The sequence below is a fragment of the Paenibacillus sp. FSL K6-4396 genome (assembly GCF_038002525.1).
GTDB classification, from domain to species: domain Bacteria; phylum Bacillota; class Bacilli; order Paenibacillales; family Paenibacillaceae; genus Paenibacillus; species Paenibacillus amylolyticus_B.
On record NZ_JBBOCR010000001.1, the window covers coordinates 6,965,031 to 6,989,182 of the forward strand.

At 47.3% G+C, this 24,152-nt stretch carries 14 protein-coding genes; 5 read left to right on the forward strand and 9 right to left on the reverse strand.

Annotated elements, in window-relative coordinates; genetic code table 11:
- Nucleotides 1-17: 17 nt before the first annotated feature.
- Nucleotides 18-980, reverse strand: a complete 963-nt coding sequence (locus tag MHB85_RS30435; RefSeq protein ID WP_091012361.1) for an endo-1,4-beta-xylanase — start codon at nt 978-980, stop codon at nt 18-20.
- A 426-nt stretch (nt 981-1,406) separates the two neighbouring features.
- Here MHB85_RS30435 and MHB85_RS30440 point away from each other — a divergent pair, with 426 nt between their 5' ends.
- The gene (locus tag MHB85_RS30440) at nt 1,407-3,536 is read left to right on the forward strand and encodes a 5'-nucleotidase C-terminal domain-containing protein (RefSeq protein ID WP_374954419.1); all 2,130 of its coding nucleotides are present in this window, start codon (nt 1,407-1,409) and stop codon (nt 3,534-3,536) included.
- A gap of 138 nt (nt 3,537-3,674) precedes the next feature.
- Here the strand turns inward: MHB85_RS30440 and MHB85_RS30445 are convergent, their stop codons facing one another.
- Nucleotides 3,675-4,361: a hypothetical protein gene (locus tag MHB85_RS30445; RefSeq protein WP_091012358.1), complete on the reverse strand. Its 687-nt coding sequence runs from the start codon at nt 4,359-4,361 to the stop codon at nt 3,675-3,677.
- A 46-nt stretch (nt 4,362-4,407) separates the two neighbouring features.
- The gene (locus MHB85_RS30450; protein WP_105600521.1) at nt 4,408-5,346 is read right to left on the reverse strand and encodes a macrolide 2'-phosphotransferase; all 939 of its coding nucleotides are present in this window, start codon (nt 5,344-5,346) and stop codon (nt 4,408-4,410) included.
- Between the two features lie 430 nt (nt 5,347-5,776).
- On the opposite strand from MHB85_RS30450, the gene MHB85_RS30455 reads away from it, so the two are divergent.
- Both MHB85_RS30455 and MHB85_RS30460 read left to right on the forward strand, forming a co-directional pair.
- Nucleotides 5,777-6,133 (forward strand): hypothetical protein, encoded by a 357-nt coding sequence (locus tag MHB85_RS30455; protein ID WP_105600523.1) that lies wholly within the window; start codon nt 5,777-5,779, stop codon nt 6,131-6,133.
- Between the two features lie 223 nt (nt 6,134-6,356).
- Entirely contained in the window at nt 6,357-7,802 is a 1,446-nt protein-coding gene (locus MHB85_RS30460; protein ID WP_105600524.1) for a DEAD/DEAH box helicase, read from the forward strand.
- Nucleotides 7,803-7,881: 79 nt separating this feature from the next.
- On the opposite strand, the gene MHB85_RS30465 is transcribed toward MHB85_RS30460, so the two are convergent.
- Entirely contained in the window at nt 7,882-9,294 is a 1,413-nt protein-coding gene (locus MHB85_RS30465; protein ID WP_105600526.1) for a DKNYY domain-containing protein, read from the reverse strand.
- Nucleotides 9,295-9,541: 247 nt separating this feature from the next.
- Here MHB85_RS30465 and MHB85_RS30470 point away from each other — a divergent pair, with 247 nt between their 5' ends.
- On the forward strand, nt 9,542-11,410 hold the full coding sequence (locus tag MHB85_RS30470) for an AbfB domain-containing protein (RefSeq protein WP_105600528.1): 1,869 nt from the start codon (nt 9,542-9,544) through the stop codon (nt 11,408-11,410).
- A 174-nt stretch (nt 11,411-11,584) separates the two neighbouring features.
- Here the strand turns inward: MHB85_RS30470 and MHB85_RS30475 are convergent, their stop codons facing one another.
- Nucleotides 11,585-18,667 (reverse strand): InlB B-repeat-containing protein, encoded by a 7,083-nt coding sequence (locus MHB85_RS30475; protein ID WP_341074176.1) that lies wholly within the window; start codon nt 18,665-18,667, stop codon nt 11,585-11,587.
- Between the two features lie 531 nt (nt 18,668-19,198).
- Entirely contained in the window at nt 19,199-20,008 is an 810-nt protein-coding gene (gene minD, locus MHB85_RS30480; protein WP_105600531.1) for a septum site-determining protein MinD, read from the reverse strand.
- Here minD and MHB85_RS30485 point away from each other — a divergent pair.
- Nucleotides 19,986-20,180, forward strand: a complete 195-nt coding sequence (locus MHB85_RS30485) for a hypothetical protein (RefSeq protein ID WP_143786451.1) — start codon at nt 19,986-19,988, stop codon at nt 20,178-20,180. The two genes, minD and MHB85_RS30485, sit on opposite strands and share 23 nt — an antisense overlap.
- A 237-nt stretch (nt 20,181-20,417) precedes the next feature.
- On the opposite strand, the gene MHB85_RS30490 is transcribed toward MHB85_RS30485, so the two are convergent.
- The 3 genes from MHB85_RS30490 to MHB85_RS30500 all read right to left on the reverse strand — a co-directional run bounded on the left by MHB85_RS30490 (nt 20,418) and on the right by MHB85_RS30500 (nt 24,109).
- Nucleotides 20,418-21,116 carry a response regulator transcription factor gene (locus MHB85_RS30490; RefSeq protein ID WP_091012342.1) on the reverse strand — a complete coding sequence of 233 codons (699 nt, stop codon included), beginning with the start codon at nt 21,114-21,116 and terminating at the stop codon, nt 20,418-20,420.
- A gap of 4 nt (nt 21,117-21,120) precedes the next feature.
- Complete coding sequence (locus tag MHB85_RS30495; protein ID WP_105600532.1) at nt 21,121-23,265, reverse strand: sensor histidine kinase; 2,145 nt, start codon at nt 23,263-23,265, stop codon at nt 21,121-21,123.
- Nucleotides 23,266-23,533: 268 nt separating this feature from the next.
- A complete protein-coding gene (locus MHB85_RS30500) occupies nt 23,534-24,109 on the reverse strand; it encodes a hypothetical protein (RefSeq protein ID WP_146117110.1) in 576 nt (191 codons plus the stop codon).
- Nucleotides 24,110-24,152 lie beyond the last annotated feature (43 nt).

The following is a 24,152-nucleotide window of genomic DNA, read 5'->3' on the forward strand; positions in this document are numbered from 1 at the left end:
CACATCAATACGTAAACTTAAGGATTGTTTGCCAGGTAATTTCTCAGCCATTGCATAGCCGGACGTTCTGTACCGTTGCTATTGACCAAGTGGGAGCCAGCCTGCCAGGTTTGATTCTGGTTGTAACCCCACAGCGTCACACCTTTAACAGCAGAGTGTTTCCACAGCACAGGGAATTTCTGCTGATAACGTTGCAATTGTGTATTATCGTCACCTGTCATATCCAGCTCGGATACATAGATTGGCAACCCTGTTGCTGCAAGCTTGTTCAATACCGTGTTCATCGTGCTCACAGAAACGTTGTCCATATTGAAGTAATGCGCCTGGATTCCAATACCATCAACTAGACCTCTGTTTTTCAAAAGGTTGATAATCTGGATATATTGGTCCGCTTTAGCAGGATCACCGATAATACCATATTCATTAATTAACAGTTTGGAGTTAGGGAAGGCTTGTCTCGCCTGTTGGAATGACCAGATAACCCAATCCCAACCCGTTGCCCCATCTCCACCAATGGCATTGCGATAGGATGGTTTCGCATGCAGAGGTTCATTCACCACATCAACGAAGGCAGACTTCGAATACCGCTGTCCTGCAGCTTTAATCCATTGTGTCACTTCAGCCTTCTGATCTGCGGCTGAGAGACTGTTAATCCAATTTGGCTGTTGATTTCCCCATACGAGCGTATGGAATTTGAACGGAAATCCGTTGTTGTTAGCATAGTTGTAGGCCATATCCGCCTGGCCCCAATTCATTACGTTGCGTGTGCCTTCAATAGCATCCCACTTGGTTGAGTTCTCCGGAGTTACCTGATTCCAATATGGGCTAAAATTCGAAGGAACCTGGTTGGCAATAATATTGCCCAGAAATTTGCTACCTTTCGCCAAACCAGCACTCACACTACCAACCGCAACAGAAGCAGCGAGAATCCCTACCAATGCCAGTGAGCCGACTGTTTTAAACCACTTAGACTTAATCAATGATTTTCCTCCTTAGTATTCATTTTTTGTAAAGCGCTTACAAAAACCATTTTACTGGATAATTTTGGTTTTTAACACCTGTCAAATTATAGTATTTTATTGTAAAAAAATAGAATTTAGTGGTTTTTCTGAGGCTAATTATCGATTCAATCTCTTAAATCCAACATAACTCTTACATTGGAGTTTACATTCACTAGATGTTTATCTAGTATGAAATGATACATATCTTTACACACACTAGATAACAAGGGAGATTACAACATGCGCAAAATTTCAACGAAACGCTTCGCCGGATGGCCTTTATCTTTCCTCTTATGTGCCTCCATTTTGTTCGCCCCTTTTGCTTCCACTCCGGTTCAGGCTGCTGAGGCAGACAAGGAGACCAAGATCACGTTGCTGGGTACATCGGATATACATGGTCGATTCATGCCGTGGGACTATGCTTTGGATGGTCCAAACCCAACCGGAAGCATGACACAGCTCTACACCATTGTAAAAAAAGTGCGTGCGGAGAATCCCAATACGATCCTACTGGATGCAGGAGACATGATTCAGGATAACTCGGCTGAGTTGTTCAATGATCAACCCCAATCTCCCATGATGGTTGCAATGAACGAAATGAAATATGACGCATGGGTTATGGGTAACCATGAGTTTAACTTCGGACTGGACGTACTGGAGAAGATCTCTTCCCAATTCAATGGACAGCCTCTCGTGGGTAACATTTTCAAAGAAAACGGCGACCGCTACATGCCTGCCTATACGATTATTGAGAAAGACGGCATCAAAGTCGGTGTTATTGGAATGAACACACCTATGATTACCGAGTTTGAGAAAGGTACGGATCACCTGGACGGCATCATCGTCAAAGATCCTGTGGAAGAGACCAAGAAGGCCATTGCTGAGCTAAAAGGCAAAGTCGATGTCATGGTTGGACTCATGCATATGGGATTGGACAACGAGAACGGTAATCCGGGAACCGGAGTGACGGATATCGCCAATGCCAACCCGGAGCTGGCTGCCATTTTTGCCGGACACATGCATACTTTGATTGAATCCCAAACGGTTAACGGCGTATTGATCTCCGAACCGAATAAATATGGCTCGCATATCTCTCGAATTGACCTTACATTTGAAAAAGATGGCGACAAAGTTGTGCTGAAAAGCAAGGAAGCTCAAGCTCTCGCTGTGAAAGCAGCAGACGGAACATATGAAGTCTCCGATCCTGCGCTGGAAGAGACTTTGCACCCATTCCACGAGTTCGCTCGTGCCGATGCCAACATTGAAGTGGCTGAACTGAAAGGAACGAACCTGGTCCCTGCTGATGAGATTAAGGGTATCCCTGCGGTGCAGATCCAGGAAACACCTTTGTCTGATTTCTTCACAGAAGTGATGTTGCATTACAGTGATGCCGATGTGGTCGCGCACCAGATTGATAACGACAAGGCCAAGCTGGATGTAGGCCCGATCAAGAAAAAGGATATTGCGTTCAACTACCAATACACCTTTGGTGAAGTGACCGTATATGAAGTAACCGGACGCGATCTGATGGATTATATGGAGTGGTCTGCGGGATACTTCAACTCCACACGCCCTGGTGATGTGACCGTCAGCTTTGATCCGAAACGACGCGCTTCCAAATACAGCACCGATGATTTCTTCGGCGGCGTAACGTATGAGATTGACCTGACCAAGCCATACGGTAGTCGGATTAAAAATCTCAAGTACAGCGATGGGTCAGTGGTCAAAGAAGACGATACGCTGAAGCTCGGTATGAATGCCTACCGGATGGAAGCGCTGATTGCCAAAGGTGGCGCCATGGAAGGTCGCAAGTTCAAGCAGCTCTGGTCCTCCAAGGATGCCTCGGCATTTGGTGAGATTCAAGGCACAATTCGCAACCTGTCCATCGCCTATCTGAAAGATGTTATGAAAGGTGTCTACGAACCGAAGATTCAACATAACTGGAAAATCACCGGCGTAGACCTGACTGCACCGGAACGTGCAGATGTAGTGGAGTTAATTAACGACGGCATCATGTCTGTCCCAACAACGGAAGATGGCAAGTACACCAACATTGCCTCCATTAACATTTTGGATACGGTGACTCAGGAAGAGATTGATACGTTATCTGCCAAAGCAGATGTGAGTGCGGTACAATTCGCAGGCGTGAAAACCAAGGGAGCGTTCTATCAACAGCTGAACAAAACTCGCAAAGCAGTAGGTAGTGGTGAGGGAGCAACTACTCCTACACCTGAGAAGCCAACAACGCCAACAGTACCTAAACCAACACCAACTCCAGGCACATCGAAACCTGGTAAACCATCAACACCAAGCACTGGTAAACCAGGAACTGTCACCAAAGGCCAACAAGCCAAGGTCACTGCAGCTTACCTGAACGTACGCGCTGGCGCTTCATCCAAGGCCAAAGTTGTTGCTGCAGTACCAAAGGGCACTGTGCTTGAGGTGATCAGTACAGACAAGTATGGCTGGGTAAAAGTGAAGCTGGATGGACGTGTAGCATTTGTATACGGGAAATATGTGAGTATTTTGAAATAGGTACAATCGTGACGTACCACGCTTAACGAAAAAGAAAAAGGGCGATCCCTCCCATGGATATCATGGAAGGGATCGCCCTTTTTTATGTTAAAGAACATTTATAATAATTGCTATAACTGCTCTATGGAAAAAAGTCATTTAGCGTTGTGGCAGGTTCTTGATTTTATCCATAAAAGCGTCCAGTTGTATACCATTCGTTTGTTCCGTAAAGTAACGTGATTCCTCCGATTCACCCTCATAGGTGGCAAGTACGTAGTCACCATCAACAATATAGTACGTGCCGTAGCGGGTGAACGAATATCCTCCCAGCTGTTCTCCAGTCGTCCCCTTTTTGACTACAGCGATAATCTTCATACCTGGTTTAAGTTCAGGCTCCACACCTGCAAAGTCAGCGTTGTAAAATAAAAAAGTGTCCTCGGGCACATCATCTCCTGTTACCACTTCATGTACCCTCACCCCATAGGAGATGAATTCAGGTTGATAGGGTGTCGTTCCAGTAGCCCGATCCTTATCAGCCATCTTTCGCTCAGGCGTGCCCGGCTCAGTAGTCAACTCCACACGAAAACTCGGCAAAACATTCATAACCTCTGCCACAACGACCCCATCCCCATATGTCATGATCTCTCTGAAGCTCACTTCTCTCATGTTAATCGTCGCGGGAACGCCAGTGGATAGCGGATATTCCTTGCGGAGTTCATTCATTCGCTTTTGGGAGAGCACGTTCTCCGCACGATCATCTGAATTGACAAACAGAGTTGTACATCCCGTTAGACTAACCAGCAATGCAATACCTGTTAGCCAGCATATTAGTCGGATTCGTGCCATACATCCACCCCTCACCTGGTATGGTTGCTATATATACCTTCAATACTCAACCTCTCTTTACATCCCAGTTCGCAAGCATGCCTCTCGCCATCTCCATGTCCGACTCCTTTCCTGTAATCAGTGCAAACTTGGCAACAATTGCAGGATAGGCTGCCCACTGCTCTCGAATATGCTCCATCATCCGGGGCCATGTTCTTCCCCCTGCCTTCTCATAACGTCTCAACAGTTCACGCAGTCCTTCCTCCTGAAAGAGTGCATAGTAAATGACGAAGTCCTTACCCGGATCTGCAATCTCAGCTTCCGTCCAATCAATAAGTCCAGTTACTCGCTGGGCATCATCGACAATTATATGTGGTGGATGCAGATCACCATGGATGAACGCCGAGTGCTGAGGCCAATAGCTACTTATAGAAAGCCATACCGTCCAGCGTTCAACCAACTCGGTTGGCACCGTAAAATTCTGCTTAACCTCTTCTATATTGGCTGCAAATTCTTTGCGAGCTTCCATAGGTGTCTTGGTCCGCACTCCACCTTTCTTCGCCTTGTCGGGATCGATGTTATGCAGCGTGGCGAGAGTCGTAGCCAGTGAATCCAGGAATGTATCCGATAAGCTCTCCTGAGGGAATCTCCATACATACCCTCCCCCTGCGGGATCCACAACTGCGATCGGATCACCCTCAAGTAAAGGATAAGCGATCAACCCTGGCGTGCAGATCCGCCAATCTGGTACCTGTGCATGTATATTTCCTCGGACCACATTCAGCACCTTTCTCTCATTCTCGGCTCGCTCCCAGACATCTTTGCGTCGCGGCTGGCGCAGAACCCATCTTCGGCCTTCTTCATCCGTGGCGAATGCTACACGAAAGTCCATACCCGACTCGTTGATCTCCAAGGATTCCTCAACGATAAGGAGTCCATTCTGATTTGCTAAAGATAATAATTCCTTTCGAATTGCCAAATGCTCATTCATGTTCGCTTTTGTCATATCAGGTACTCCCCTTTTCCTGGATAAACTAAAAAACACAGACATGTTCGCCTGTGCAATTCATCTCGGAAGTTGGCATACCTGAATGCTCACAAAAAATAGTAGTACATCAAAGAACCACCTCACAGAATGATTCTTTCACGACTAGCGGCATACGTGTAACATGGCAAACCAATCCCGATGAGCTGCACACAGGCAGAAAACAGCAAGCATAAACAAACATCTCGCCATATTATCTCAATCGGGAAAAATTTAGCACACGTATCCCTCCGTTCAATAAGTTACCCATATGCTAACATATTCCAAATCCCAGTTCCAGACTGAATGGAATTTTTTTGGTTCTTTTTATTGATATACAGGAACTTGGGCGTCTCAGGTAACGTCCATAGTTTGTAGATGTAATTAAAAAGAATGAGAGGTGAGCACCCCAATGTCCATTGTACGAAAGTTATCCTTATTACCAGTCATCATGCTCTTGTTAACTCTTGGATGCACAGAGAAGTCCGTAGAACAAGTGAAAGAGAAGCCACATGTGCGAGGAATGATTACGGATTTTGAGGAAGAAAGAGGTCAGGTACTCATAGAGAATAAAGAAGATGGAGGTGTTGAATCAGGACCGATTTGGATTTCGCTCAGCAAGAACGCCGAACTCATCATCGAAGGACAGACTGTCACCGTCTCTTTGGATGAGACACTCGTTGGTCGAAGTGCAGAAGTATGGATTGGTGGAATAATCGCTCAATCTTACCCTCCCCAAACCCAGGCTGTAAAAATGGTCATTCATTAACACACAGCAATATTCACCGATACATTTCGTTTCACGTGGAACGTTATGATACACCTACGCACAGCAACAGGCGGTTCCTCCTCATATCGGAGTTGATAAAAACATTTTAACCACTTGATGCATTTACTCCGTTAGCCTGCCTGCATATAGAGTATAATGAAGAGGTATACGATAAATGTACGGTGCAATAATTGTACAAAAACTAACGCAAAAGAGGTAAACGATGAGCGAGCAACAATTTAAAGATTATGGACTAGGTGAAGAGATCGTAAAAGCACTAGACAGTCTGGGCTACGAGACACCAACCGAGGTTCAAACGAAAGTTATTCCGGTAGCACTAGAGAACCAGGATCTTGTGGTCAAATCACAGACAGGTAGCGGTAAAACAGCCGCCTACGGCATTCCGCTTTGCGAGCTGGTGGATTGGAATGAAAATAAGCCACAGGCTTTGATTCTTACACCAACCCGGGAACTGGCTTTGCAGGTTAACGAAGATATTACAAATATCGGCCGCTTTAAGCGTATTAAAGCAACCGCACTATACGGACAGTCCCCTTTTCATATCCAAAAAGCCGAGTTAAAACAAAGAACACATGTCGCTGTAGGTACGCCAGGTCGGGTACTGGATCATATCGAACGCGGCACGCTGCCACTCGAACGGATTGCTTACCTTGTCATTGACGAGGCCGATGAGATGTTAAATATGGGCTTCATCGAGACGGTACAAGCGATTATTCAGAAGTTGCCGCAGGAGCGAGTAACGATGTTGTTCTCCGCTACGTTCCCTGAAGATGTAGCCAAGCTATCACGCAAATACATGAACAAGCCGGTGGAAATCGAGATCAAAGCAAGTGGACTGACAACAGCCACTATTGAACACGCTGTAATTCATGTGCCAGAAGTGAACAAAACCGCGCTGCTTCAGGACTTGTTCATTGTGGAAAATCCGGATAGCTGCATCGTGTTCTGCCGTACGCAGGAGAATGTAGATAAACTGTTCCGGGTCATGGCTGACCTTGACTATCCAGCAGACCGTATCCATGGTGGCATGGAGCAGGATGAGCGGATCGAAGTCATGAACGCCTTCAGACGGGGACAATTCCGTTATTTGATCGCAACGGATGTAGCCGCACGTGGTATTGATATCACCAATATTACTCATGTCATCAACTACGATATTCCTTTGGAAAAAGAGGGATATGTTCACCGCACCGGCCGTACGGGTCGCGCAGGCAAAACAGGTAAAGCCATTACGTTGATTACACCGAAAGATGGCAGACGTCTTGCGGAGATTGAATCCTATATCGGTTTCGAAATCCCTATTGTGAAAGCTCCTTCCGAGGAAGCTGTAGATCGCCGCAGAGAAGATTTTGAGAAACGATTGAAGATCGTTCCTGAACGCAAAAAGGACAAGCGTGAACAGTTGAATCAGCAGATCATGAAGTTGAACTTCAACGGAGGCAAGAAGAAGAAACTTCGTGCTGTTGACTTTGTAGGTACCATCGCCAAGCTTGAAGGCGTTACGGCTGACGACATCGGGATCATTACCATTCAGGACAATGTAACGGATGTGGAGATCCTGAATGGCAAAGGCCCACTCGTGCTGGAGCTTATGCAGAATATAACGATCAAAAAGATGCAGCTCAAGGTTCGTAAAGGTCATAAATAGTTTGGTAAACACGGTCAAATAAATAGAAATTTAAACAGGGATAGTGGACTCTTTTCTAAGTCTACCATCCCTGTTTTCATTACCTCTTCTTTTTCCGCACTGTACCCCCTTCCACCGTATACCGAAATAACGCATCCTCCGCGCCCCCTGTATCATCCGTAACTTGAAACGTCGCTGCGTCCCCCGACTTATATACACTTCCCGTCACAAAGCTGAACACCACACGGTCATCTTTGCCCCAATATTCATTCAGCATGACAAATGTACTGCCGTTCACACCCTTTACCGTGCGTTTGCCATTGGCATTATATAGACTATTCTGGTCCATTGCCCAACTCTGGGGATCAGCATCGAATAGATGTGTAAAGGTGGCTCGATCGATATTTTTGTTCGGTTTCCCCCATAGATACACACGCTTGGCATCCACCGCCCAACTACCGGAAGGTGTTATTAACTCAAACGTTGCTGCATCTGCCCCCTTGATCATCTGAAGCACATCGTCCGGTTGACCGAAAGGCTGACTTGTCCGAACAACCTCGGCACGATACACATGTTGTTGATCCTTGGAAAGTCCAAGATGCTCCGTCCTAGCAAACGCTACAAATTGCCGAGCATCTGCCTCGTCGACACGGTAACCGTTGTAATACACATGTTTGTCATCACGACCGAACGGTCCGCCTAGCGGTTTAAACGTATCCGGGTCTGCTCCTTTTATAGTGCGCCACTGAAAATAAACACGTTCCCGGTCCCGTGCAAACTGCTCATCTAGCGGTTCAAAGGTAGACCTATTCACATCCCGAACGAGATTGTACACTTCCTTCGCCTCCCGATGAGCCGTACCGCCCCATTCGGTTTTATAAAAAATGGACGACGCAGTCTCATACCAATTGCCTGTGATCTGCGTAGCGCCTTCTGCACTGTGGGCATAATGATCACTCCACCAGCCAGATACGTCGGGTTGATGTTCTTGCAGCCATGCTCTCACCTCATCCTTTTCCCCATTTGCATAACGAAGAGAGCTGGACAGATGGAATAAGTGGTCCTTGTCAGTACAATAATCGTGATGAGCAATCACAGCATTCGTATCGATATCCTCAAATAGATGAAAATGCGTGCTGCTCTTCACATATAAATAACGTTGGTCCCGAGCGAAGTAGGGTGTATCCGGCAGCAGCCGAAAGCTGGGCGGATCGGAGTCAGGCACAGCCTGATCTTCCAGATAGACATATTGAGAATCACAACAGTAATCTTCATCGATTACACGGAAAGCTTCCGTATCCTGGCTGAATAAACTTGCCTTGTTCTTACGAGCATTGGACCACCATATTCCCTGATGATCACGCAGATAGGCGAACGTCAGCCACCCTTTTGGATAAGTCGAGATAACTTCAAAATCCAGTGCGGTAATGCCTCCCTTAATGGGAGTACTGGTTCCATCTTCTTCATTTTGCAATATCACTTGAAGGTCTTCATCTACAATAAATTTGTCCATGACGGTTCCCCCTCCAATTATGTTGTAAAAATGAGTCTAGCCTTATTTTAACGTGTGCACCTGATCCTCTCTACATCATCGTACATGACATTTAGGAACATTTCCTCCGCTCTCACCGCTCAACCCCGAAGAGATGAAGATATGTTCAGCAATGGATGGATTGTTCACTTGAAAAAGAGTCTAGTCCAACTAAAATATAAATGAAAACATTATATTTTAGTTACATATCTTACGGGAGGTGTATGTCATGGGTAACAGAAAAGCGGTCTGGTTACTGGTCTTTGCACTCACGTTCACCCTGTTTGGACTTCATCCTGAACGAACAAGCGCTGCAAGTGTCACGATCACCAATGGCACCGATTGGCTCGACACCGCGGGCAATCCCATCCATGCGAACAGCGGCAACATACTGCAGGTAGGCTCGACGTATTATCTGTACGGTGAACATGCGGTGGGCGGCAAGTTCGACAGTGTGAACGTCTACACCTCGACCGATCTGAAGAACTGGACTTTCAGCAATGCCATTCTGACGAAAGATTCCGCAACCGAGCTGGCTTCCAGCAAGATTGAGCGCCCCAAAGTCATCTATAACGCCTACACCAACCAGTATGTGCTCTGGGCACACTATGAGAATGGAACGGACTACAACCTTGGGCGTGTAGCGGTCGCAACAAGTAATACCCCGAATGGAAAATTCACCTATGAGGGCAGCTTCCGACCGCTGAATTATGAATCCCGTGACATGACCGTCTTTGTTGATACCGATGGCACGGGTTATCTGGTTACGGCTTCACGCAAGAATGGCGGCGCCAATGATACAATGGCTGTTTTCAAAATGAATGCAAGTTACACCGGAATACAATCCTTCGAGGGTTGGCTGTTCGAGAATGCTTATCGTGAAGCGCCTGCTGTTGTGAAAAAAGGAAACCGTTACTACCTCTTCACCTCCCAAGCCGCTGGCTGGTATCCGAATCAGGGTGCTTATGCTACAGCAACTTCCATGACGGGTCCATGGACTGCGCTTACGCCATATGGTAATCCATCTGCCTTTGGTTCGCAGATTCATGATATTGCCACGATTACAGGCAGCAACACCACATCCTACATCTACATGGGAGATCGCTGGAATCCGATGAATCTCGGAGAGCACAAGCATATTTGGCTGCCGCTAACCTTGAATGATTCCAACGGAACAGCATCACTGGAGTGGTATACAACGTGGAACATCGATGCAGCAACAGGTGCGGTAACACCGCCTGCTCTCGTCAATCATGCCCAAGGCAAAACAACTACCGCCAGCTCTACAGCCTCCAGCTCGTCCGCATCCAATGTCAATGATGGCAACTACCAGACTTCATGGGTCGCTTCCTCCAATAGCTGGCCTGCCTGGTGGCAGGTGGACTTTGGCGCACCAAAGACGATCACGGAGATCGACACCTCCTGGTTTATGTATAAAGGTTCCGAAGGATACTACAAATACAAAATCGAGATTAGCAACGATGGTGTCAATTACTCTACCTTGGATCGCACCAACAATCTGACCTATGGCTATACGACGGATGCTGTGCATTTCACAGCTCGTTATGTACGGATCAATATGGTAAACGCGGTCTTGTGGAATAATCCGGGTAACTGGTACACCCCAACCCTGCACGAGGTCAAAATGTTGGGTCCTGCAACACCGGAAGCCACAGGTTACAGCCGGTTCAGTTCACACAACGTTCCGGATCGATACATCCGTCATGCCAACTACACTGCTCGCGTGGATGCCAACGTCTCACCTGTTCTGGATTCACAGTTCCGCGTCGTGCCGGGTCTTGCCAGCTCCATGGGAATATCACTGGAGTCCATCAACTTCCCGGGCTACTTCCTGAAGCGCAACACCAGCAATAAAATTGTACTTGAAGCTTATGCCGACACCTCCGCATATAAGGGAGATGCTACGTTCCTAAGCAGTCCTGGTTGGGCTGACAGCACCAAAGTATCCCTTCAATCGTACAGTCAGCCCGGATATTACATCCGGCATTATGATTACGTGTTACAGCTCGATGCCATCAACGCATCCAGCAACTCGACAGTGAAGAGTGATGCCACGTTTGGGCGAACCAATTTCTAAGCAAAATAATTGGAGATGAGGATTAGCCAGGTTTGGTGGGTTGTGCGAAGCAATGCGGGTGCATAACGTGCCGGAGACACAAACGCTGCATGAATTACAGTGAATTATGGAATATATTCAAAAAAAGCCTACTCCGATGGGAGTAGGCTCTTCTGCCAGTCTGATCTATCAAGGTTATTTGAAATTAGGATCAAACTTCATCATGTTCATTTTACCTTGTTCCTTATAACTCACATAGATGTTATCGGTGCTGTCTATGGTGATGTCTAGCTGAAGAACATCACCAGTGGAGAACCCGGCAGATCCTACGGGTCTCCAGTCCATATTCTCATATTTCATCACAGTCACCCTGTTGCCATCTGCAGCATCTCGATATGCAACGTAAGGCGTGCCTTGGCTGTCAAAGGCCATATCCATGCTTACTTCTTGAGATGAACCCACCGAGAATCCGGGAGTGCTCACCTTTTCCCATGCTGTATCTTCTGATGGAGTGGAGTGCGGATATTTCCACATTTCAACACCATTGGAACTGCTGAGATAGATCATATAAGGTACGCCAGATGGATCAAGCGCGGATGCAGCATCCATATTCGGAGTTATTTGATATGGATATAATTTAGGATCTAATTGTTTCCATGACCCATCTGCCAGACTATATCCTGTTGCCACAGGGGTACTAGATGACCTGAATGGAGCAAATAAATACATGCCGTTGTTTGGTAATGGTGCGAGGAAGGCTCTTAGACCTGCGAATGCCTGTATTCTCGCTTCTTGTATCCGTCCCCTATCGCTATAATACCTCCATGACATGAGCATTGACGGTTCCGCAGCATTACCGACCAAAGCACCTCTAAACATCAGAAAAGGATTATCATCCTTATCAAAGGTAATGAAGAAGCTGTCTTGAACTGTATCCACTTTTCTGCTCGTCTTACCATCATTCCAACTGAAGTCAGAGACAGTAGATACTGCTCTCCACCACTTATGTTCATCATTATAATTCTTAAAGCTTACTTTACCTGAGCTATTCTTATAAGCAACATAAAGCTTGTCCTTACTGTCTATTCCAAGCGATATAGCTGAGCTCCCCAATCCTCCCGCTTTTTCAAGATCGCTTTGATTGCCGAAGGACTGCCACTTGCCTCCCTTATATTGCATTACAAATACTTCGTAATTGTCCTTTATATAAGCCATGTAAGGCATCCCTTGACTGTCGAAGACGATATTGGACTTGCTATTCAATTCCAGCTCGTCACCCACCTGCAGCCAAGATGTCATCGTCCACTTCGCGAAAAGCGTGATGTCTGCCGTCACCGGCGTACCGAAGTCGTAGACGCTCTCCAGATCACGATCGCTGTACCAACCTTCAAATCGATATCCTGCCCACTTCGGCGCAGCAGGTGCCACAGCTTGGTTGCCAGTAACCACCGTCTGACTACCTACTGCTGCCCCACCGTTACTGTCAAAGTCCACCGTGCGGCTGTTAAATGTCCACTTCGCGTACAGCGTGAGGTTACCCGTCACCGATGTCGTGAAGCTGTAGGCTTCATTCAGTCCGGCGTCGCTGTACCAACCGTTGAACGTGTAACCATCCCTTGTCGGTACGGCAGGCTCCGTAGCATTACCGCCGGTTTGCATATTCTGGTCAGCCACCAGTGATCCGCCGTTACTGTTGAAGGTGACCGTATATATAGCCGTCCACTTCGCGTACAATGTGAGGTTATTCATCACAGGTGTCGTGAAGCCGTAAGATTCATTCAGACCAGCATCACTATACCAGCCTTCAAATACATGCCCTGCACGTGTCGGTGCTTCAGGAATCGTTGCCATTTCACCTTCACTCACAGACTGATTACTCACCGATGATCCATTGTTACTGCTGAAGCTCACTGTGTAGCTATTCTTCGTCCACTTCGCGTACAGCATTACATTCGCCGTTACACCTTCCGTGAAACCATAAGGTATCATCAATTCGCTATCGCTATACCAGCCATCGAACGTATACCCTTCCAGCATCGGAGCGCCAGGAGCAGTAGCCACGGCACCTTCATTCACACTCTGTTCTGTGACTACCGATCCGCCATTACTCTCGAAAGTTACGGTATAAGTATTCGGTACATAAACCGTCCACTTCGCGTACAACGTGAGGTCTCCCGTTACCACCATAGCCGTGAAATCGTAGGCGTTCATTAGCTCGCTATCGCTGTACCAGCCGCTAAACACATAGCCGTCTTTCGTCGGAGGGGCAGGAGCCATAGCCTTGACGCCTTCATTCACTGTTTGGGCATCTACTACCGACCCTTCATTACTCTCGAAGCTTATCGTGTAAGGGATCAGCCACTTCGCATACAGTGTGAGATCCGCCGTCACCGCAGCAGCGAAGTCGTAAGCATTCGTCAACGTGTTATCACGATACCAGCCGCCGAATACATAACCATCTTTCGTCGGTTCAGTCGGCGTACTAATCGTAGCGCCAAACCCTACAGTCTGAGCCGGCACTTCTTCGGACCCACCGTTACTGTCGAAATTTACGGTGTAGTCGTTAATTGCCCACTGTGCGGTAAACTGGACATCCTCGGCAGGCATCGTGGTCGGAGGTGTTGGCGACCAACCCGTAAAGCTATATCCCTGCCATGTCGGAGTGCCCAGACGCAACAGCATCGTTGCTCCGAAAGGAACATTATCCGTTTTATTTGCTGCTCCAGAACCATTATAATCAACCGTCATTTGGTATACATCACGCTTATAATATACCTTCAGCGTCGTTTTACCGTTGCTCGTGATTAGATCCTTCAGTACCGAAATGCTGTCGTCCCGCACGAAGCCATCATAGGATCTCGGCTTGACGTCCGCCAAACTCGCCTCGGTACCCGTAACTCCACGATACGATTCCGTATCTGCAACCGTATAGGTGTCACTTCCGATATTTTGCAGCAAGTACACGACCTGATAAGGCGTACCCTCTCTCCCCATCCACTTCGCTGTATACGTAGTATCCTCAATCGGCATCGTACTTGGAACTTCTGGCGACCAACCGGCAAACGTATATCCCTGCCTTGTCGGTACAGGTATACGAGTAGCGATGTTCTTGCCAACGGCTTCTGTTAGCGAGATTTGGGGCGCACCAGCATAACCCCCAGCGAAAGTCATCTTTCGATTCTCCGGATAGTAATTAACTCTTACGACTGTCGAGCCGTCGCCCTTGATTAATACGCCGCTTACCGTTCCGGTCGCATAGCCTTGCTCCTTAAACCTGTCGGAGCTGATTCGAATCTCCGTGTCCGTTGTTCCAGTCCTCTTTTCCGTATCCACAGGCGGAGCCTGTATCCTGCTGTTCGGGTCTAGCACATAATACTCAACGGTATACGGCGTATTCTTATTCGCAATCCAGTGCGCGTACAGTTTCCGATCCTCCGCAGCCATTCGGCTCGGAATCGTGATCTTCGTGCCGCCGGAAGCGGCCGTATACCAGCCGTCAAAGGTGTATCCTGGATATACCGGGGTGACCACGCTGATTGGCGCGTTATACGGAGCCGCCACTACCTGGGTCACTCCGCCGTTCTGCGGATCTAGCTGAAGGTTGTAGTCACCCACTCTGGCAAGCCAGCTTAAATGAATCGTACGCTTGAGTGGATCGGACGTGAACGACCCCGGCGACCCCTTCCAGGTGATAACCAGATTGCCCTCACTCACCTGAATCTTCTTGTCCACCACTTCAATCATACCGTTCACTGCGTCATACTTGAAGTTCGGATTGTCCACCTGAATATCGAAATTCGAGCGATCATAAGCCCGTGTATCCGTAGCGCCTGTCTTCAAATCAAAGGTATTCATTGTGACCCACAACTCCGGTACAACGATGGATGACGCAGAACCCGCCATGTTCACTTTGAGCGACTTATCCTGTGGATAGGCGAAGTCGTAGACGTTCTGTTCTTCTCCAATCGTATACAGTGGCCACTCTTCATCGACTAGCTCTACGCCGCCGGAAAGCGCGCCATCTCCTAATTGAGCGCCGAGTTCGACCTCCAAATAGATGCCAATCTCAACGAACAGAGCGCCTAGAGACTTCGTACTCTCCACCCCGCTAATATTTTTCAATTGATAGTAGAAGTAGCCCCAGAGATTCACATACACACCGGGTTCTACAGCAAGCCCGATACTATTCAACTTGACGCTTCCAATCCCCGCTTTGACCTCCATATGAATACCAGCTCGTAAACCGATCGTCCCCATCACATAGAAGGTAAATTGGTAATCTCCGTCTCCCGGCAAGCTGACCGTATTGCTCGAACCACTGAAACTCAATACGCGCAAGCTAACCGAGTAGCGCTTGGCCATCTTATAGTAGAAATCTGCCCCCACCGTCAGGTTCACCTGGGCGCTGACCACAAACTCCGCTTCAAATTTGACTTCCACAATACCTAAAGCCACGCGTACGCTCTTTTCAAAGAGCTCCTTCTTGATTAACGGAACCCATTCCGTGTCTTGCTCCAACATCTCTTGATACTTTTCCTTCAACGATTCGGCATCTACGGCAGTATCCTGCACGCCCGCCATTACCGCTTTAATCTGTGTCGCAATGTCCTGAACCTTTCCCAACCTGCCAGCGTTCTTCTCGCCCACCCAGTCATTCAGTGCATCATTTAACTTATCGTGTTCAACGAGAGCTATCTCTGCCGTGATGTTCATCCCGGTATAGCTATAAGCATCCAGATTCGCCGTAATTACATAATCATCAATGCTGTACCAGTAAGGAATTCCCCACTTTTTCAGCCAATGCCCTTGCATATCCCCATTAATACCGAGATCCAAGCTCATCTCCTGAACGAATGTACCCGTCATATGGATAACAAGATCGCTGTCTTCATTGATATTGACAACAATATCGGCACCCACTTGTAATGTAGCGCTTACGCCTGAGGTTCGGCCGTCAATATTCTTCAGCCTCGTGCCGAGTGAAGCAACAACGGTCAGATTCTCCACACTTACCCGGCTCCCTTTACCGGACGCCAGGGAAGACTGAGCCTTGATCTCCTGAATTTCCTTCGTCTCCATGGCGATGTCAGACAGATAATCCGCGGCTTCATTGACGAATCCGCTGTCCCTCGCTTGCTGCTCAATTTGCTCTTCGAGCTGTGCAATCTGTTCTTCCGACAACAGATCGTCGCCGTTAATGGCTTGCTTCTGATAGATGTTGAAGACATTCTCAATATCTTCAATCGTGGCATCAGTATATTCGATGATGTCCATCTCTGCTATAGGCGTAATCGAAGTGATACGTCCATAACTGACAATTCGAGAACCTTCTTCAGCAAAGATGCCCTCATAAAAACCGATAAAGTCACCCACATCCACCGTGGTTAACTCATCCAAGCCGAAAGGCTCATATAGGCTGTCGCTGTAATTCATTTGGATATGCTCAACTGTGATGGATTTGTTATTCGGATTTCCATCTGTGTCTGCTTCCACACTCACCGGCAGAACATCCGGCTTGAGCAACACTTGATTGGTATCTGCATGGTCATAGGTATAGGTGATTCCGTCTACCTCTGTGATCTGGACATAGGCAACATCGCCATCGTCTTCACCCGTTGTTGCTAATGTACGCAGATCAGGGCGAACCCCTTGATATATGGCGACTGTATTGCCGACTTGAATCACGGTGCTGCCGGAATACACGAACGTTCCACTGCTCGCGTTCGCCTCGGCAAGCGCATTTTCGCTACCGCCCACCGTCGTGGAAACTACCGAAATCGCTGGTGAACCCACAGCTTCGCCATTCAATATCATATCCGTGACATCCGTAAATGGAAGGTAGATCATGTTAGGGTTCAGCGGAATGTCCAGAACCTCTTGCTTAGCGACACTAAAAACATAAATACTCGTTGTCGCATCTTGGCCTTGGAAGGATAAACTGTCATCCGTCAACGTAAGTTGATACGTATTGCCTTCAACGAATTTTCCGTCTTCAGCTGCGGACGCTACCGTGAAAGCACCGTTCCCACCAGTGACGGTAACTCCAGCAAAGTCGGGGTTCGCCGTGTCTGTGAACGTCATGCCCGCTTGAACCTCGGATACTGTCAGGTTACCTGATGCATCGTGTACCGCGATCGTGAAGTCTGGTGCCACATCCAGCACCGAATAGCTTGGTGTGCTCTGTACGGCATTATCTATGCTATCCGTATACTTCGCATACAACTTCGTATCCGCAGTCAAGGTAGTGCCACTTGCGAAGATGAGTGAAAGGTCACTATCCGCAAACCACCCTTGAAATATATATCCTTCTTTTGTTGGAGCCGGCAGGTTATTTAGCGCTTGGCCTTTCCGCACTTTCTGCGCGTCAACTGGCGTACCTCCGTTGCTCTCGAAAATGAGTGTGTATGTAGCCTCACCGGTGTTACCGCCTCCGTTGTCTCCAGGCGTTCCACCACCATTATTACCGCCTGGTGTCGGCGTTGGGTTCACTGTTGGAGTTCCCGGTTGGGTCGGTTGAGTTGATGTCGGTGTGGGAGTAGGTGTAACCGGCGTTTGATTCTGATTTTTCCACGCCTCTACAACCGCGTTGTTGCGCATGAAGAGAACCGCTGCTTCCGCGCGAGTCGCTTGCGCACGCGGATTGAAGTTCCCCTTTTCATCCCCGGTGAACACACCGGCTTGCCACAGCTTGATGACCGCTTCAGCCGCCCAAGGTGATACATCCCCGAGATCGCCCGGCTCTGTCGTGACCAGATTCTCGGTCTGATAAGGGATCTGTTCGCTTTCGAAATACCGCAACGTCATCGTCGCCATTTGCTCCCGAGATACGGTAGCATCCGGCGAATATTTCCGATCCCCCGTGCCATCGGTAATTCCCTTCTTAACCGCCCATTCGACATATGGCGCATACCAGCTGCCCGCCTGTACATCAGCAAAGCTCGATGTGGAGTACGCCCCCGCATCGACTCCGGCCATCCGTCCAAGTGCCGTTACATACATGGCACGTGTCATTGTCCCCTTAGGAGAGAAGCTACTCGCGTTCGTTCCGCTGAATATGCCCTTCTCCTGCACATGGACGACTGCATCATAGAACCAGTCGGTGGGACTCACATCCTGGAATCCAGTGGATGTGGTTACTTTTGTCTTCTGCATCGGCAGTTCAGCCGCTACTGCCGATTGCGCTGGTAATAGGGGCACGGCAGAAACTATTAAGCTGATCACCAGCATCCACATCAGGATCTGCCGGCTCACCTTCCATCCCTGTATTACTTTCTTCACTTGTATTCATCCCTTCTATGTATAGATCAAACTAAAAAAACTATCCAAAATTGGTTTCTAACCAAGCTAATCACCAAAGCCAGACTAATAGCGGAAACCACTGACCCAGATCGGGATCATTGGTCTCCTGCGAGTCAGTTCGCTCGGCACGTGGAGATCAAGCGAGGAAAAAAATTAACATACAGAAATGGCGTTGTCCTAGCTGCGGCGTTCAGCACGGTACGATAATGCCAAATTTACAGATTGAATTCGTTCACCGACCTTTCTGATCAGTCGCAGTCGAATTGTGACACCGACACAGCAAATTATGTCGTTTTTTCTTCCGTATTTTATCATGCGAGATAGGGGCGCTTGTGAATTATAAAGAAAACTTTAAGTAAGCAACTACTCGCAAGCGAGAACATCAATGACATCAAAAAATAGTGGCGTAGGGAAGGTAACTCCCACACCACTATTTTTCATGAATTCTTTAGCTAATCTGCAATCCATTCCAGATGATTCTCTTCTCAACGATTCATCTGCCAGAATCGACTATAACGAACTGCTCTTCCCCCAACGCAGTCTTGGAGGAAGCGAAAAAACACTAATATGCCTCTTGGGTTTCAATGAGATAAAAGGCTCCTGCTGATTCTTCGCCACATTGTGGGCGATATGCCTGAAGCGCAGTCCGCTTTCGAACTCGGGATTAAGCGCAATCGGAATGCCCTTATGTACGGAACGTATAATTTGTACATCGGCATGGATCACGCCAATCACACCAATATTGAGAATATCGATAATATCCTGCATCTTTACCGTTGCCGAACGGGCTTCCTGTCCGTCGGCCATATTAATGATGAGCTGTGGCGGAGCCTGAATCATATCTTCTAATAATCCGATCACGCGATCCGCGTCCTGAAGCGATGTACGATGAGGCGTAGTAACGACAATAGCCTCATCTGCTGCCAAAGCCGCATTCCAAAATCCATTTTCAATGCCTGCCGGCGAATCAATCAGCACATAATCATAGCTCTGGGCTATTTGCTGTACAACCTCGCCAAAAACTTGCGGATCATCGTGATGCACCGCGTCGTTACTACAGGAGATAAAGGACAAGGTACTGATTCGCTTATCTTTGACGATCACTTGATGTAAAGCACATTGACCCGTCAGAAAATCAGAAATATGATACCCTACCCTATTACTCAAACCAAGCGGAATATCCAGATTTCTCAATCCAAAATCAGCGTCGATCAAGCAAACGCTGCTCCCCGATAAGGCGAGGGCAGTCCCGAGATTAGCCGTGACCGTTGTCTTGCCAACTCCGCCTTTCCCTGATGTGATACATATAACTCGTGCCATCGGAGCCACTTCCTTCTCTTCAAGTACTAATGCGGGACAGCAAGACAACCATTTCTTCACGTATTATCGTTTGATCCGGCTTGAATGTAACGTCCTCGTAGCTAATAATCAGTTGCAATTTGATGAAATATGTCGTTATATCGACCACAGTGATTTTATCATGATGGATTAACCTACTTGAGAAACCTAAAGAAAACTTTAAATCCGTGCGTATTGGATCGTTTAATTCTTCGGAGAGATGGCACATCATTTTGACGAGGATGGAAAAGCGCAGACTGGTGTTGAGGGATTCAATATCTTGAGTCGGTTACAAAGCTAGTGGAAAGAACAAAAAATGGGCCAATAGCGTCAGGTACTGCTCCAACGCCATTTTCCCATTTATAATAGACTACCACCCTTACTGCTATATTCATGCTTGTGACGTACTATTAGAAACCAGCATATATCCGCTCCCCCGAACCGTAATAATTCGCTCAGGGTCGGCAGGGTCAGACTCAATTTTTTTGCGTAAATTACTGATATGTACAGCAACCGTTCTTGTATCCTCCAGACTTTCCATTCCCCAGATGATTTGAAACAACGTATCGACACTGACGACACGATTCACGTTTTGTGCCATATAGGACAGCAGACTGAATTCTTTTTTCGATAAAGAGATAGGTATACTCCCCATGTTGACGGACTGCGTGTAGAAATCCAGTGTCAAACCCGGTAACTCCAGCAGTTGTTCCCTTCTACCCGTCGACACTCTGCGAAGGTGAGCCTTGATCTTGGCCATGAGCACTCCCGGACTGAACGGTTTGGTCACATAATCGTCCCCGCCATAGGATAATGCGCTAATTTTTATTTCGTCTTCCTCTTGACTGCTCAGAAACACAATCGGCGCACTGGTGAGATTACGCGCATTCCTGCACCAGTCAATACCGTTTTCATTAGCCAGTAATATATCCAGTATAATTAAATCCGGCTCAAACGATGCAAGCAGCTCCATCGCTTCTGACCCGCTATGACTGCAGGTGGAGACAAATCCCTCCCTATCACAATACACCTGCACAATCTCGCATATATGAGGATCATCATCAACGATCATGATTTTGTGCGTGTCCATCTCATCACCCCTTTCCTTCAATCACCGTACAAGGAAACGTTATATAGAATGTCGCCCCCATCTTGCCGTCGCTCTCCGCTCGAACCATGCCTCCGTGCGATTGTACGATTTCCCTGCAAATTGCCAGCCCCAGTCCACTGCCCTCTATGCCCATTCCCGGCCGATCGTATCTGTAATTACGTTCAAAGATTTGCTCAAGCTGATCCGGAGGAATCCCCATACCAGAATCCTCTATGCTAATAACTGCATGAGGAGCATGATTCACCATTTCCACAACTAGTGCAATACGCACCACCCCCCCGCTGGAGGTGAACTTCATGGCGTTAGATACTAGATTAAATAAGGCCTGCTCTATTCTTTTCGCATCCATCTCGACAACTGGCAAAATAGATCGTCTATCCTCGGTATCTCCGATATCCAGTAAGAAGTCTAATCCTGCGTCACGCACTACCAACTCATATTGTTCAAAAAAACCATGCAAGAAAGGAATCATCTGAATCGGCTCCATTCGGTACGAGACCTGTCCGGTCTCCAAATGGGACAAGAAGGACAACTCCTCGATCATGCGGTTAATCCTTATCGTGTTCTCCCGGATGTACTTCAGATATTGTTCATTGCGTTCCGGCTTGACCCTGTCCTGTATAGCTTCTACATATCCGAGCATACTGGACAACGGCATACGCAGATCATGCGTAATATAAGCAAGAAGCTTCTTCCTCCCTTGCTCGGAGTGAAGCAGTTGGTCATACGAGGATTGGAGATCATCATACACTGTAGATAAGGCCTGTGTTCGCTCCTGAACGGTCTGTTCCAGATTCATATTCATTTCAATCAGCTTGTCATTAACGTCCTGTAATTCACGTGTAATTCTCTCTTCGTTCGATGCCGTCCTCGTAGATCGCGAAGACAGCAGAATCAACTGCGCAATCGTAAATATCAATAACCCAAGCGGAGATGTATTTCCAATCGGCGACCATCCGTTAAAATATAAAAAATCGTTGACAACCGTGACCAACGTAACCACCGACACCAGCAGGAAGATCAACGCTCCCTCCATACGTCGCACAGCCGCCTGAACCAGTCCGATCATCAGATAAATCATATGTAGAACTACCATCACACCGATCATCAGCATAAATTTTGAATATATAAGTGCAGGAGTTACCACCACAAGGACACAGAATACGCCGGTTGTGATCAAGCTAAAAAGACGAAACCATCGTGATATGTAATTGGGAAAAATGCTATCAAAATACATGCTGATGATATAACCACTGACACAAAGAATCAGATATTCAATCTTGAACTGCAATTCCCAAGGAAACTGAGGCAACCATTGTGTAAAGATAAGCTCCCCGTTGAACAAGGATCGAATACCAAGCAGTACAGTAAACAGGCCAAAATATAACGGAGCTCTATCCTTACGTCGCAGCATGAACAACAGCAGATTATACAAGCCGATCACTAGTAAACTTGCCGTGATGAACATATCCCTGGCAAGATTCAGATTGGTCTTGGAAGTTAGTACGTCACTACCACCCAGCTCGATATCCTTGGTAATGCCGCCACGCTTATGATTGAAGTTGGCTACTTGCATAACCAGCTCTATCGTATCGTTTTTAGGCTGAAAATACACCAGTTTCGTCTCCAGATGCGGGGTCACGCGGCTCTTGTCCTGACCCACCTCACCAACTTCTTCTAGAAGTTCGCCATTCACCCATAATTTGTACGCATGAAAAATGCTCGGCAACCGCAGAGTAAGCTGCTCGTTTCGATCGTTCTCGCTTAGTTGTATGACCAGTCGAAAGGTTGCATAGCCTGTACCACTCAGCCGCTGACCTTCTAACGGATAGCCAAGCCAGGAGCTTGGGATGCTGATCCAGTGGTCCTGATTTCCTTCCCTTGCCGAACGAACCCGTATGTCCTCAGGCGACAGTAGCTCTTGCCAGTAGAACGACCACTCCCCTGTTAACTTTTGCGGATTCGTACTGAGCTGAACCTGCCTTAAATCCAGAATACCTTTTTCACTTTGGAACTTAGGAGAGTCCTGCTCAGAGAGGACGACATAGCCTGCAACCAAGCCAACAATAACGGCAACAACGATATAAAACCACACCTTACGAGAACCGACTCGGAGAATTCCCCTCATGATGAATCCAACCCCAATCTCTACAAGCGCAATAAGTAAGTTTATTTATCCAAATGATATCATCATTACAGGAGAATGTACCCTGCAAATTTCTAGGAAGAGACAAGAACAATCATCACGATGAAGCCCTTTTGACGACGCACGCTTAGCTGTACACACCCACAAAAAAATACGCACTTTGAAGTGCGTACTTAATATGAAAGAGCTTATTCGTACTGGTTAATTCGAGCACAATCTGCATGTGCCAGATTCACAGACACTTCATGAACTATAGAGAACTATTGATAATGTCCGCGAATGCATCCCTGTTATACGTATCATCCTGAATGCGCCATTCTCCCTGATCCTGCAAAAAGGTGATATCGCCCGATAACGGAATGGACTTGAACTCTTTGCCATCCTTATCCGTAAATTTCAAATCGAGCGTGTATTCCACAAGAATCCAATCACTCTTGCTATCTTTGATCTTGGTTTGTATATTTTCAGGATGCAGCAGAGCCTTCTCTTTGTCTGCTACACGTAAAGGAATCTTGTTAAATCGCGCATCTATATTGGATTCGAAATTCCTTTCTGTCAAAAATGGTCTGATTACTTCTGCTCTAGCCAGCAGACCCTCTACAGTTAACGTATCTTCATAGTCCTTATAATCAACAGTCAGTTCGGTTGTTTTATAATCCAGCGACATTTCGAGGGCCTGCTGCTCATCTATGGCTGACGCCTTCTGATTGCTCACAATACTCGGCTGATTCGTCGCTGGTGGAATGGTCTCTTTAACGTTCTCGGCTGACTCAGATGGGATGCACCCCATTATCATGACAGATGAAAGAAACAACGTACTCATCATATAAGCTAACTTACGCGAGGTGATCAACTCCTTTCTCTCCTTA

What these genes read in the sequence shown, in the direction of transcription:
- MHB85_RS30440 (WP_374954419.1), top strand. Translation starts at nt 1,407, where the DNA reads ATGCCGTGGGACTATGCTTTGGATGGTCCAAACCCAACCGGAAGCATG.
- MHB85_RS30445 (WP_091012358.1), bottom strand. Translation starts at nt 4,361, where the DNA reads ATGGCACGAATCCGACTAATATGCTGGCTAACAGGTATTGCATTGCTG.
- MHB85_RS30450 (WP_105600521.1), bottom strand. Translation starts at nt 5,346, where the DNA reads ATGACAAAAGCGAACATGAATGAGCATTTGGCAATTCGAAAGGAATTA.
- MHB85_RS30455 (WP_105600523.1), top strand. Translation starts at nt 5,777, where the DNA reads ATGTCCATTGTACGAAAGTTATCCTTATTACCAGTCATCATGCTCTTG.
- MHB85_RS30460 (WP_105600524.1), top strand. Translation starts at nt 6,357, where the DNA reads ATGAGCGAGCAACAATTTAAAGATTATGGACTAGGTGAAGAGATCGTA.
- MHB85_RS30465 (WP_105600526.1), bottom strand. Translation starts at nt 9,294, where the DNA reads ATGGACAAATTTATTGTAGATGAAGACCTTCAAGTGATATTGCAAAAT.
- MHB85_RS30470 (WP_105600528.1), top strand. Translation starts at nt 9,542, where the DNA reads ATGGGTAACAGAAAAGCGGTCTGGTTACTGGTCTTTGCACTCACGTTC.
- minD (WP_105600531.1), bottom strand. Translation starts at nt 20,008, where the DNA reads ATGGCACGAGTTATATGTATCACATCAGGGAAAGGCGGAGTTGGCAAG.
- MHB85_RS30490 (WP_091012342.1), bottom strand. Translation starts at nt 21,116, where the DNA reads ATGGACACGCACAAAATCATGATCGTTGATGATGATCCTCATATATGC.
- MHB85_RS30495 (WP_105600532.1), bottom strand. Translation starts at nt 23,265, where the DNA reads ATGAGGGGAATTCTCCGAGTCGGTTCTCGTAAGGTGTGGTTTTATATC.
- MHB85_RS30500 (WP_146117110.1), bottom strand. Translation starts at nt 24,109, where the DNA reads ATGATGAGTACGTTGTTTCTTTCATCTGTCATGATAATGGGGTGCATC.